General features: G+C 57.3%; 12 protein-coding genes. 10 read left to right on the forward strand and 2 right to left on the reverse strand.

Annotation, left to right across the window (positions count from 1 at the left end; genetic code table 11):
• Positions 1–10 precede the first annotated feature (10 nt).
• The 10 genes from dalT (at position 11) to CMQ96_RS09680 (ending at position 10374) form a co-directional block, all read left to right on the forward strand.
• Positions 11–1288, forward strand: coding sequence for a D-arabinitol transporter (gene dalT / locus CMQ96_RS09635; protein WP_004138639.1), 1278 nt, complete (start codon positions 11–13; stop codon positions 1286–1288).
• A 48-nt stretch (positions 1289–1336) separates the two neighbouring features.
• A complete protein-coding gene (locus tag CMQ96_RS09640) occupies positions 1337–1999 on the forward strand; it encodes an HAD family phosphatase (RefSeq protein ID WP_049087591.1) in 663 nt (220 codons plus the stop codon).
• Between the two features lie 299 nt (positions 2000–2298).
• Complete coding sequence (locus tag CMQ96_RS09645; RefSeq protein WP_024359170.1) at positions 2299–3453, forward strand: mandelate racemase family protein; 1155 nt, start codon at positions 2299–2301, stop codon at positions 3451–3453.
• 64 nt (positions 3454–3517) lie between these two features.
• A complete protein-coding gene (locus CMQ96_RS09650; protein WP_098066669.1) occupies positions 3518–5140 on the forward strand; it encodes an ABC transporter substrate-binding protein in 1623 nt (540 codons plus the stop codon).
• Positions 5137–6174 (forward strand): ABC transporter permease, encoded by a 1038-nt coding sequence (locus CMQ96_RS09655; RefSeq protein ID WP_004138648.1) that lies wholly within the window; start codon positions 5137–5139, stop codon positions 6172–6174. The genes CMQ96_RS09650 and CMQ96_RS09655 overlap by 4 nt, the downstream gene beginning before the upstream one ends.
• A complete protein-coding gene (locus CMQ96_RS09660; RefSeq protein WP_004138649.1) occupies positions 6171–7076 on the forward strand; it encodes an ABC transporter permease in 906 nt (301 codons plus the stop codon). The genes CMQ96_RS09655 and CMQ96_RS09660 overlap by 4 nt, the downstream gene beginning before the upstream one ends.
• Positions 7048–7911: an ABC transporter ATP-binding protein gene (locus CMQ96_RS09665; RefSeq protein ID WP_032710982.1), complete on the forward strand. Its 864-nt coding sequence runs from the start codon at positions 7048–7050 to the stop codon at positions 7909–7911. The genes CMQ96_RS09660 and CMQ96_RS09665 overlap by 29 nt, the downstream gene beginning before the upstream one ends.
• 10 nt (positions 7912–7921) lie before the next feature.
• Complete coding sequence (locus tag CMQ96_RS09670) at positions 7922–8695, forward strand: ABC transporter ATP-binding protein (protein ID WP_024359167.1); 774 nt, start codon at positions 7922–7924, stop codon at positions 8693–8695.
• Positions 8696–9110: 415 nt separating this feature from the next.
• The gene (locus tag CMQ96_RS09675) at positions 9111–9917 is read left to right on the forward strand and encodes a winged helix-turn-helix domain-containing protein (protein ID WP_024359166.1); all 807 of its coding nucleotides are present in this window, start codon (positions 9111–9113) and stop codon (positions 9915–9917) included.
• Positions 9904–10374, forward strand: coding sequence for a hypothetical protein (locus tag CMQ96_RS09680; RefSeq protein ID WP_024359165.1), 471 nt, complete (start codon positions 9904–9906; stop codon positions 10372–10374). Before CMQ96_RS09675 ends, CMQ96_RS09680 begins: the two co-directional genes overlap by 14 nt.
• On the opposite strand, the gene yegS is transcribed toward CMQ96_RS09680, so the two are convergent.
• Together yegS and yegQ are read right to left on the reverse strand one after the other, a co-directional pair.
• Positions 10375–11268 carry a lipid kinase YegS gene (gene yegS, locus CMQ96_RS09685; RefSeq protein ID WP_024359164.1) on the reverse strand — a complete coding sequence of 298 codons (894 nt, stop codon included), beginning with the start codon at positions 11266–11268 and terminating at the stop codon, positions 10375–10377.
• 246 nt (positions 11269–11514) lie between these two features.
• A complete protein-coding gene (gene yegQ / locus CMQ96_RS09690; RefSeq protein ID WP_004138658.1) occupies positions 11515–12876 on the reverse strand; it encodes a tRNA 5-hydroxyuridine modification protein YegQ in 1362 nt (453 codons plus the stop codon).
• Positions 12877–12967 lie beyond the last annotated feature (91 nt).

Below are 12967 nucleotides of genomic sequence, written 5' to 3' on the forward strand. Positions count from 1 at the left end.
CGAGGTCATTATGTCTATCAATAATAAACAGTGGCTCGGCTTACCCCTGAACCTGCTCTGGGGATACATCGCCATTGCCGTATTCATGACCGGCGACGGTTTTGAACTGGCATTTCTCTCGCATTACATCAAAGAGCTCGGCTTCTCCCCGGCGCAGGCTTCATTTGCCTTTACCCTCTACGGCCTGGCCGCGGCGCTGTCGGCGTGGATCTCCGGCGTGGTGGCGGAAATTATTACCCCGCTGAAAACCATGATGATTGGCTTCGTGCTGTGGTGCGTGTTCCACGTGCTGTTTCTCGTCTTCGGCCTCGGCCATGCGAACTATGCGCTGATCCTCGTTTTCTACGGTATCCGCGGCTTCGCGTATCCGCTGTTCCTCTACTCGTTTATCGTGGCCATTATCCACAACGTGAAAAGCGATAACGCCAGCTCGGCGATCGGCTGGTTCTGGGCGGTTTACTCGATCGGCATCGGCGTTTTCGGCAGCTATATTCCGAGCTTTACCATTCCGCATATCGGCGAGCTGGGGACGCTATGGCTGGCGCTGGCTTTTTGCGTCACCGGCGGCATCATCGCGCTGGCTTCCCTGCGCCATATTCAAACGCCGCGCCATATGCAGAACCTGACCACCCGCGAGAAGTTTTCCGAACTGGGGCGAGCGGCGACGCTGCTCTATACCAACCGTAATATTCTGCTGTCGAGCATGGTGCGGATTATCAATACCCTCTCGCTGTTCGGCTTTGCAGTGATTATGCCGATGATGTTTGTCGATGAGCTGGGCTTTACCACCTCCGAGTGGCTGCAGGTGTGGGCGGTGTTCTTCTTCACCACCATTTTCTCTAACGTGCTGTGGGGCATTCTCGGGGAAAAACTGGGCTGGATGAAGGTGGTGCGCTGGTTTGGCTGCATCGGCATGGCGCTCTCCAGCCTGGCGTTTTACTACATTCCGCAGCATTTCGGACATAACTTCGCGATGGCGATGATTCCGGCCATTGCCCTCGGGATCTTTGTCGCCGCGTTCGTACCGCTGGCGGCGGTCTTCCCGGCGCTGGAGCCGAAGCACAAAGGGGCGGCCATTTCGGTTTACAACCTGTCGGCGGGGATGTCGAACTTTCTCGCGCCGGCTATTGCGGTGATTTTGCTGCCGTTCTTCAGCACTATCGGGGTGGTGATCGCCTATACCGCGCTGTACGTGGCGGCCTTTTTCCTCTGCGCGTTTATTCGCGTCGAGCAGCCGGGTTTTACCCGCAAGGAAGCGCCGGCCGGCGAGCAGGTGGAGTTCTCTTAAGGTAATGCGGCTGGCATGCCCGGCATGCCAGCCTTAACGAGGTGGATGATGAGTATTCAGGCAGTAATTTTTGACATGGATGGCGTCATTATTGATTCCGAATCCCTGTGGCGACGGGCGCAAATCGAAGCCCTCGCCCGCTGGGGGGCAACGGCGAGCGATGAGGAGTGCGAAAGGCTGACCAAAGGTAAACGCCTCGACGACATTGCCCGCACCTGGTGTCAGTATTGCCAGCTTGACCTCGCCCCGCAGCGGCTTGAAGAGGCCATACTGCAGCGTATCACCGGCCTGATCGCCGCCGAAGGCGAGGCGATGCGCGGGGTGCATGAGGCGTTACGCTATTTTCGCCACGCGGGCTATAAGATTGCGCTCGCCACGTCTTCATCCCGGCAGGTTATCTCCGCGGTGCTGAACAAGCTCTCGCTCTGGCACTATTTTGACGTTATCTCCAGCGCGGATGATGAAGCGCAGGGCAAGCCGCATCCGGCGGTGTATCTGACGACGTTGCGTAAGCTCAATCTCGACGCCAGCCGGTGCCTGGTGATTGAAGATAGTTTCAACGGCTTTAGCGCGGCCCGGGCCGCAGGGATCGCCACGGTGATTATTGCCGAAGATAGCCAGCATGCGCGCTTCCAGGCCGCCGCTGGCCGCTATCAGGCTTTACCTGAGCTGCTGGAAACCCTCACCGCAGCGGCGGAAGCGGTCGAATAACTGACTCTTTCGTGGGCGCAGAACATCTCGGGATGTACCCGGTCGGTCACTCTCTTTTCTGCGCTCACGCCCCCCTTTTTCACCATGACGATCCTTCTCACATATCGCCCATCTTTTGTGAAAACAGTCACGTCCTGTTGTGCCAATGCCCAAATTTATTGCCTTGCTTAGCGGTGTTTGTCCGAGGCACTGCTACGTAATTGTGCTTAGATTAGATATTGAAACGTTTTTTCAATAATGTGAAACCACTTTACCGATTTACCTCTATAGATCGGATTTGGCCGTGATAAGGACCGAGCATGAAAATTGAATCTGTAAATGTCACCGTTTTCCAGTATCCCACGCGTCGGGTTTCCGACAGCGCCGGGCACTCCCATCCGGGAGCGGAAAGCATGGCGAAAATGGCGATGCTGACCATTACCGCCGATGATGGCACCCGGGGTTTTTCGTTTGCACCGCCGGAAGTGGTACGCCCGTTCGTGGTGAACACCTTTTTTCGCAAGGTGATGGTAGGGCAGGACCCGTTTAACCGCGAGCGTATCTGGCAGGATCTTAACCACTGGCAGCGCGGCAGCGCCCATCAGCTGACCGAGCGCGCGCTGTCGTTTGTTGAACAGGCGCTGTGGGACCTGATTGGCCGCAAGCTTAATATGCCGGTGTACAAACTGCTCGGCGGCTATCGCGATACCGTCCCCGCCTACGGCAGCACCATGTGCGGCGACGATCTGCCGGGCGGTCTGTCGACCCCGGAGGAGTATGCCGCCTTTGCCGAAAAGCTGGTCGCCCGCGGCTATAAGGCCATCAAGCTGCACACCTGGATGCCGCCGATCGCTTTTGCGCCCAATCCGAAGATGGACATTAAAGCCTGCGCGGCGGTGCGCGAAGCGGTAGGGCCGGATATCGACCTGATGATTGACGGCTATCACTGGTACAGCCGCGCCGAGGCGCTGTGGATTGGCAAAGAACTGGAAAAACTCAACTTCGCCTGGTTTGAAGAGCCGATGGAGGAGGATTCGATGTCCTCCTACGCGTGGCTGGCGGAAAACCTGTCGATTCCCATCGTCGGACCGGAGAGCTTCGGCGGCAAGCACCATATGCGCGCCGAGTGGGTCAAAGCCGGAGCCTGCGACATCCTGCGCGCCGGGGCCAACGGCGTGGGCGGCATTACCCCCACCATGAAGGTGGCGGCGCTGGCGGAATCCTTCGGTATGGACTGCGAAGTCCACGGCAACGGCGCGGCAAGCCTGGCGGTGGTCGGCGCGATCCGCAACTGCCGCTGGTACGAGCGCGGCCTGCTGCATCCATTCCTCGACTACGATGAGCCGGCGGCCTATCTCAACAGCATTGTCGATCCTATGGATGACCAGGGCTTTGTGCATTTGTCCCAGCGTCCGGGTCTCGGCGAAGACATTAATTTTGCCTGGATCGAAGCCAATACCGTTAGCCACGACTGATGAATAACTAAAAAAACAGGCGCGTGCTGAGTCGCGACGCCTGAGTACCCTACAGGCGATAGATATGAAAAAAAACTCCTTACTGGCAGCGTGCTTACTCGCGCTCGCCGTGTCGATGGGGAGCGGGGCGGCGTTGGCGAAAACGCCGCCGGATCAGCTCATCATCGGCATGAATATGAATAACCTGCTCACCCTTGACCCGGCGGCGATGACCGGGAACGAAGTGGTGGGGATCGTGGTTAACCTCTACGACTCGCTGGTGGAGCTTGATCCTGAGCAGCTCACCAACGTCAGGCCCGCGCTGGCGAAATCCTGGGACATCAGCCCGGACGGTAAAACCCTGACCTTTCATCTGCGCGACGACGTGAAGTTTCACTCCGGCAACCCGCTGACCGCCGCCGACGTGGTGTGGTCGATGCGGCGTATTTTGCATCTCAACCTCGCGCAAGCCTCGGTGTGGAAGTCTTACGGCTTTAGTAAGAAAAATATCGACGGCCAGGTCAGCGCGCCGGACAGCTTCACGGTGCAGATCGTGCTGCCGAAAGATAACGACCCGCAGCTGGTTATCTACTCGCTGGCGGCGCTGGGCAACCTCGGGGTGCTGGACAGCAAAACGGTGCAAAGCCGCCAGCAGGATAATGACTGGGGCAACCGCTGGCTGACCACCCATGACGCCGGTTCCGGGCCGTTCACGCTGGAAACCTGGCAGGCAAAAGATGTGCTGCGCATGAAGCGCAATCCTGACTACTGGCGCGGCGAGGCGAAAATGAGCCGCGTGGTGCTGCGCCACTTCCAGGAGTCGCAAACCCTGCGCCTGATGATCGAAAAAGGCGACCTCGATATTGCCAACAATATGGCGGTTTCCGACATCAACGCCCTGCGCGGCGACCCTCAGCTGACCGTCGACGCGGTGCAGCGCGGCACCATGTACTACGTGGCGATGAGCATGAAAGAGGCGCACTTCGCTAACCCGAAAGTGCGCGAAGCGGTGCGCTATCTGATTGATTATCAGGGCATCAATAAAGCGCTGATGCCGGGCTACGGGGTGCTGCATCAGCGGCCGATTAAGGCGGGTATGCCGTCAACGCTGCCCGATCCTGGCTACAGGCTGGACGTGGCGCGGGCGAAAAAGCTGCTGGCGGAAGCGGGCTATCCCAACGGGTTTGATACCACGCTGCGGGTGCTCGCGGATCAGCCGTTTCTCAATATCGCCATCGCCGTGCAGTCGACGCTGATGCAGGCGGGGATTAACGCCAAAATCATCACCGGCACCGGTAACCAGATTTATGGCGCGATGCGCGAGCGTAAATTTGACCTGCTGGTGGGGCGCGGCGGCAGCGGCATGGAGCCGCACCCGCACTCCAGCCTGCGCGCGCTGGTCTATAACCCGGATAACAGCGATGAGGCGCGCCTGACCAACTTCCAGGGCTGGCGCACCGGCTTTTACGACCCGCAGCTCAATTCGATGATTGACCACGCCCTGCTGGAACGCGATGCGCAAAAGCAGGTCGCCGATTACCAGGCCATTCAGGCGCGCTACGACCAGCTGATCCCGGCGTTAATTCCGCTTTCGCAGATGGTCGATTCGGTGGTGGTGCGCAACGAGGTGCGGGAGTATCAGCCGCACCCCTCCGCCACCACTTTTCTGCGTGACGTCTACAAAACCCGCGAAGGAGAGAAAGGATGAGCACCGCAATCCTTGCGCCCGGCTCACGCGGCCGGCGCTTATCAAAACGGCTGCTGCAGGTGGTGATTACCCTGTTCGGCCTGCTGCTGCTGACCTTCACCATCGGCCGCGTTATGCCCATCGACCCGGTGCTGGCGATTGTCGGCCCGGACGCTGATCAGAGTACCTATCAGCAGGTTTACCAGCAGCTGGGGTTTGATAAATCGCTGACCACCCAGTTTGGGATCTATTTCGTCAACCTGCTGCACGGCGATCTGGGCAACGCGCTGCTGACCGGGAAACCGGTGGTGGACGATATTATCCGCGTCTTCCCGGCCACCATGGAGCTGGCGACGATGGCGATTCTCGTCGGCGCCGGGCTGGGCATCCCGCTTGGCGTGCTGGCGGCGGCGCGACGCAACAGTATTTCCGACTATGTGGTGCGCATTATCAGCCTGGCGGGCTACTCAACGCCGATCTTCTGGGTGGGGATGATGGGGCTGCTGCTGTTCTACGCCTGGCTTGGCTGGGTGGGCGGCGCCGGTCGGGTAGACCTCGGGCTGGACGGTATCGTGCCGCGGCGTACCGGTCTGATGACCGTCGATGCGCTGCTGGCGGGCAACGGGCAGGTGTTCTGGAACGCGATTAACCACCTGATTCTCCCCGCCTCGCTGCTCGGCTTTCACTCGCTGGCCTACATCAGCCGCATGACCCGCAGCTTTATGCTGGCCCAGCTGTCGCAGGAGTTCATTATTACCGCACGGGTGAAGGGGCTGACCGAGCGTCAGGTCATCTGGAACCACGCGTTTCGCAATATCCTCGTACAGCTGCTGACGGTGGTGGCGCTGGCCTACGGCGCGCTGCTGGAAGGCGCGGTACTGATTGAAACCGTCTTCTCCTGGCCGGGCTTTGGCTCCTATCTCACCGGCAGCCTGCTGTTGGGCGATATGAATGCGGTGATGGGCTGCGTGCTGCTGGTGGGGGTGATCTTCGTGATGCTCAACCTGCTCTCCGACATGCTGTATCAATTCTTTGACCCGAGGACAAAATCATGACCGTTTCTCTGGATTCGCCGCTTTCCGACGGCACGGGTGAAGGCCGCCAGCGGCTGCGGCGCGCGGCGTCGCGGACGGCCGGGTTTATCGGCAAAATGGCGCGCAACCCGCTAACGGCGATCGGCGGCGGAATTATCTTTCTGCTGCTGGTGGTGGCGATTTTCGCGCCGCTGATTGCGCCTTATAACCCGCTGGTGCAGGACCTGAACAGCGCGCTGGTCGCGCCGAACGCGCAGCACTGGTTCGGCACCGATGAGTTTGGCCGGGATATCTTTAGCCGCCTGGTGTACGGCTCGCGCATCACGCTTTACATCGTGCTGCTGGTCTCGGTGACCGTCGGTCCACTCGGGCTGCTGCTCGGCGTCAGCGCCGGCTATTTCGGCGGCAAAGTCGATATGGTGCTGATGCGCGTTACCGATATTTTCATCTCCTTCCCGAGTCTGGTTCTGGCGCTGGCGTTCGTCGCCGCCTTAGGTCCGGGGCTGGAGCACGTGGTTATCGCCATCACGCTTACCGCCTGGCCGCCGATTGCCCGTCTGGCGCGCGCCGAAACCCTCTCTCTGCGCCAGGCCGATTTTATCTCCGCCGTACGTCTGCAGGGCGCGTCATCGGCCCGCGTCCTCTGGCGACATATCGTGCCGCTGTGTCTGCCGTCGGTGATTATCCGCATCACCATGAATATGGCGGGGATCATTCTGACCGCGGCCGGTCTGGGCTTTCTCGGCCTCGGCGCCCAGCCGCCGGAGCCGGAGTGGGGGGCGATGATCTCCAGCGGGCGCACTTATATGATGGAGTGCTGGTGGGTGGTTACGATTCCGGGGCTGGCGATTCTGATCAACAGCTTAGCGTTCAACTTTTTAGGAGATGGCCTACGTGACATCCTCGATCCTCGCAGCGAGTAATGCTCCGCTGCTCGACGTACGCGATCTGTGCGTCGACTTTGTTAACGGCAGCGCGGTGACCCATGCAGTGCGCGGCGTCTCCTTCCAGCTGGGGCGCGAAAAGCTGGCAATTGTCGGCGAGTCCGGTTCGGGTAAGTCCACCGTTGGGCGCGCGCTGCTGCAGCTGCATCCGAAAAAAGCCCGCGTCACCGCCGCCCGGATGCAGTTTGCCGACCTCGACCTGCGGCATCTTAGCGAAGCGCAGATGCGCGGCGTACGCGGTAAGCGTATCTCCATGATTATGCAGGACCCGAAATATTCGCTCAATCCGGTGGTCTGCGTCGGCAAGCAAATCGCCGAGGCCTGGCTTACCCATCATCCGGGGCGTAAAGATGAGGCCAAAGCAAAGGCGCTGGAGATGCTGGAGGTGGTGCGTATTCGCCAGCCGGAGCGCGTTTACCAGCTTTATCCGCATGAAATATCCGGCGGGCAGGGGCAGCGCATCATGATCGCCATGATGCTGATTACCGACCCGGAGCTGGTGATCGCCGATGAACCCACTTCCGCGCTGGACGTGTCGGTGCGCCTGCAGGTGCTGGGCCTGCTGGATGACCTGGTTCAGTCGCGCGGGCTGGGGCTGATTTTTATTAGCCACGATATCAACCTGGTGCGCAGCTTCTGCGACCGCGTGCTGGTGATGTACGCCGGACGGGTGGTGGAGTCCATCGCCGCTAGGGATCTCGATAACGCCCGCCATCCCTATACTCAGGGATTGATTAACTCGCTGCCGGATATGCAGCATCGTCGCCCGATACTGCCGGTGCTGCAGCGTCAGGCCAGCTGGTTAACGGAATAAGGAGCGGATGATGATTGAAGTTCAACATCTCAACCTCGCGTTCGGCGAAGGGGAGAAGCGCAATCAGGTGCTGTATGACGTCAGTTTCCACGTTAAGCCCGGCGAGATCTACGGTCTGGTGGGCGAGTCCGGCTCCGGTAAAACCACGGTGCTGAAGTGTCTGGCGGGGCTGTTTACCCACTGGCAGGGGGAGCTGGCAATCGATGGTCAGCGTTTAGGCCACGAGATTAACCGCGAGCGCTGCCGGCAGGTGCAGATGGTTTTTCAGGATCCGTACGGTTCGCTGCATCCTCGTCACACCATTGGCGACATCCTCGAAGAGCCGTTACAGATTCATCGCATTCGCGATCGCGACCGGCGGATCAATGCGCTGCTGGACAAAGTGGGCCTCAATCGCGCCTTTCGCGAACGCTATCCGCACCAGCTCTCCGGCGGCCAGCGGCAGCGCGTGGCGATTGCCAGAGCGCTGATTCTTGAGCCACGGGTGCTGCTGTTGGATGAGCCGACATCGGCCCTGGATGTGTCGGTGCAGGCCGAGATCCTCAACCTGCTGGCGGAGCTGCAGCAGGAGGCGAAGCTCACTTACCTGATGGTGACCCACGATCTGGGCGTTATTGCCCACTTATGCCAGAAAGTAGCGGTGATGCAGTATGGCAAGATCCTCGAAACTTTGACGGTGGACGCGCTGGTCAACGGCGAAGCGCAAACGGCCTATACGCAGATGCTGGTTAACGCCAGCCAGCAATATACGCGCGAAATGGCGCGGGCGGTCGCTGCCTATTAGGCAATATGGCGCATTCTCTACCGGAGTCTGCGCCATTTTTTAGATAAAAGATTGAAATTATATGTATTTATAGTTATAAATATCGTATATTAATGTAAAAGTGGTGTTTAGATCTAAAATGATTATATCTTTCGTATAAATGAAATTATATGAAACTATAATTTATATTTATGGTTTTTAATGACATAAACGACCATTTTCTGTTTAAAGTGCAAAATCATCCCTTCTGTAAATTCGCTTAAACCTTGTTAATAGCAAGGAAAAACTGCGTATTGTGCCTCCAGATCCGCTGAGTAATAGAGTAAACTCGCTTGCGAAAAATCTTAAGCTGTCATCTCCGTCATGGAGGATTATCGTATTTAAAATACGGTACCCATGCCGCTCATCCACATGATTACCACGCTCAGGGAACAGGATGGAAAAATATACGATTAATGGAATAGTGGAATTTACTCCGCAACGTAGCGTTTTAATACTCATTGCTGACGAGACGAAAGCGGTATCATTAAATATGCCGGCCAGCCGCTGCCTGTTGCTGCTTATTCAGCAGGATGGCAAAAACGTAGCCCGTGAAACCTTTTTCGAGGAAGTGTGGATAAAGCATGGTGCCCAGGTGACCAGCAACGGTTTCTATCAGAATATTTCCCTGCTGCGCCGCGCATTTAAGGAACTGGGCGTCGAGGAAGATATTATTATTACGGTGCCGAGAGTGGGCGTCAGGCTGGAGGCGACATTAACGATGACGGAATTTCAGCCGGACGAGGCGGAAAAGACGCCGGTCGCGGAGGAACAACGCCCGCACGTTGACGAGCCTGGGCATAAGGAGGTCGCTGCTGCGAGTGTGCCGGGAAAAAAGCGGTTAAGGCCGCGAAGCTCTCTTCTGTGGGGGCTTGCGGCGCTGTTGAGCTGTCTGGTGGGCGGTTTTGTTGCGTGGTACACAGAATTCGACTCTTATTTGCAAAGTTATGTGCCCATTAATGCTAAATTTTCGCAACAATGTCATTTTTTTGCCAATAATGATGTGGTAGATCACGTTCGGCATACGACTTTTATCAATCGTAGCAAATTTGATTGTGAAAAATATTCGTGGATTTATTTGACGCTTTATCCTGGGGGAGCCCGCGTTTCGGTGATTAGCTGTCAGCAAAAATTTAGTCAATGGCGTGATAATCAATGCCTCACCAAATATTACATTAAGGAGGTAGTCAATGCGCCGGCGTGAAATTAACTGGTTAATCACTATCGTATTTATCGGCATATTAACTGGGGTAGCAATAAAATCCTGGCAATACTGGCAGCGCAACCATTTTCAGTGTAGCGGGGAGCTGCGGCTATTTAGCGCAGGTTACCAGGGCGATATTTCGTTACGCTATGTATTTGATAGCAGCCGCGGGCTGGTGATTGTTCGCGGGGAAATTACGCCGCCGCAGGGCGAGTCGTTTACTATTAATCAGAACATCTGGTTTAGCTTTACCCGCGACGGCCGGCACTACTTCCTGCGTTCAGAAACCGTCTCGGCCAGCATCGGCGAGACCGAGCAGGAGGAGCACATAAAGCGCATCCTGCCCTCGTTTTTCCTGCAGCCGCAGGTGCCGTTTTACCTGAACATCCAGCGGCTTAACGAGCGTACCCGGCTGCTGTATACCAGCCGGGCGCCGTCTTTACTTTGCGAAGCCTGATTAGCGTAACAGCGGGCAGTCGGGCGGCAGTCGGCAGCGCAGCGCGGCCGGTAAGAGCTCCATCCGGAAGGTTTTACCGGTTAGCGGTTCGCCGTCGAGGTTAAACGTCATCTCATGGGGAGCGGTTATCTCAAACCACGATGAGACGCCGTCGATAATATTCGGTGAGTTTTCCGGATTGGCGAGGGTGCTGAACAGCGTAGGGATCAGCTCTTCGCCGGTGAAGATGCGCAGGTGCAGCAGGCCGTCGTTAATTAACGCTTCCGGGCACAGCTGCTGGCCGCCTCCGGCCTGGCGTCCGTTGCCGATGCCGATGACCAGCGCATCGCCGTGCCAGTAAAAGTTCTCGCCGCGGATTTCGCAGCGGTCCGGTTTGAGCGCGTCCATACGCATCAGGCCGTGGATTAAATAAGAGACGCCGCCGAGCGCGGCCTTGAGTTTCTCCGGGGTTTCGGTCGTGATTCGGGTGCCAAAGCCGCCGGTGGCCATATTAATAAAACCGGTCTTATCATTAACCCGCGCAATATCTATCGCCACGTCGCGGCCAACAATGGCTAGCTTCAGGGCGCTGGCCAATTCCTGGGGGATACCGACGCTGGTAGCGAAGTCGTTCGCCGTGCCCAGCGGTAAAATTCCCAGCGCCATATCGCCGTCGCGCTCGACCAGCGCCGTCGCCACCTCATTGATGGTGCCATCGCCGCCGCCGGCAATCACCGTTTCGACATTCAGCTTCAGGGCCTCATCGATAAACCGAGCGGCATCGCCTTTTTCCCAGGTCACGCGGACGTGAATATCAATTCCTTCGTCGCGTAACAATTTAACCGCCTCTCGTAGCGACGGTTCATTGGCGCCTTTGCCATTCAGAATCAGTAAGCTGGCTGGAAACGTGGACATTATCAGGGGACCTTTGTTGCTCAGTAATGCATAAAGTGTACCGCATGAAGAAAGGGAAGGACGGGGGAGAGAGATAAAAAAATAAGCCCGCGTAAGGGAGATTACGCAGGCTAAGGAGGTGGTTCCTGGTACAGCTAGCATTTATGGGTTATGTTTTTCAGCGAAATGGATGATATCTGCTTTGAACGAAACGGTATGTGATCCGTTTCTAATATCTTTACATCGTGAAAAAATAACCCCGATTAACTAGTTTCCGTGTGGGTTTCTGGTCGTCTGACCCGCAAAATTGCGCATCAGCAGCGCATACTGCAGCGCCATATCTTCCGGAACGGGCAGCCATACCGTGTGGCCATCGCCTGGCGCGACCGGCATGATTTCGCCTTTGCCGTTTTCCATATGCTCAAGGGTAAAGTTGACGTTGCCCTGCGGGGTCATCAGCTCCAGGCTGTCACCGACGGAAAATTTGTTTTTCACCGCCACCGCGGCCAGCTGGCCTTTGCGCTCGCCGGTAAATTCGCCGACGAACTGCTGGCGTTCGGACACGGAGTAGCCGTGCTCGTAGTTCTGGTAGTCATCGTGGGTATGGCGGCGCAGAAAGCCTTCGGTATAGCCACGGTGAGCGAGGTTTTCCAGAGTATCCAGCAGGCTGGCGTCGAACGGTTTGCCTGCGGCAGCGTCGTCAATGGCCTTGCGGTAGACCTGAGCGGTACGGGCGCAGTAGTAATGTGATTTGGTGCGGCCTTCGATTTTCAGCGAGTGGACGCCCATCTGGGTCAGGCGCTCAACGTGGGCAATCGCGCGCAGATCTTTCGAGTTCATAATGTAGGTACCGTGTTCATCTTCGAACGCGGTCATATATTCGCCCGGACGCTTGGCTTCTTCAATCATAAACACCTGGTCCGTGGGCGCGCCGATGCCCAGCGTCGGCTCGACGTTCTGCACCGGGATCGGTTCGTGCTTGTGAACGATATTGCCGACGTCGTCTTCTTTGCCTTCCTGAACGTTGTACTCCCAGCGGCAGGCGTTGGTGCAGGTGCCCTGGTTGGGATCGCGTTTGTTGATATAGCCCGAGAGCAGGCAGCGGCCAGAGTAGGCCATGCACAGCGCGCCGTGAACGAAGATTTCAATTTCCATCTCCGGCACCTGGCTGCGAATTTCGGCGATCTCATCCAGCGACAGCTCGCGGGAGAGAATCACGCGGGTCAGCCCCATTTGCTGCCAGAACTTGACCGTCGCCCAGTTGACGGCGTTAGCCTGTACCGAGAGGTGAATATCCATGTCGGGGAAATTCTCGCGCACCAGCATAATTAACCCCGGATCGGACATGATCAGCGCATCCGGCCCCATTTCCACTACCGGCTTCAGATCGCGAATAAACGTTTTCAGCTTAGCGTTATGCGGCGCGATATTGACTACCACATAGAACTTTTTACCCAACGCGTGGGCTTCGTTGATGCCGAGCTGCAGATTTTCGTGATTGAATTCGTTATTACGCACGCGCAGCGAGTAGCGCGGTTGGCCCGCATACACGGCGTCTGCGCCATAAGCGAAAGCGTAACGCATATTTTTCAGCGTTCCCGCCGGGGAAAGGAGTTCCGGTTTAAACATGATTTTCTCGTTCTGATGACAGGTCAGATTCGCCGCACCCGGTGCGGCGAGTTGGGGAGTGCCCCCACATTAAGGGCGGGCATTGTAGCGC

This window comes from Klebsiella sp. MBT K-1 (assembly GCF_002556465.1).
Classification (GTDB): domain Bacteria; phylum Pseudomonadota; class Gammaproteobacteria; order Enterobacterales; family Enterobacteriaceae; genus Klebsiella; species Klebsiella grimontii.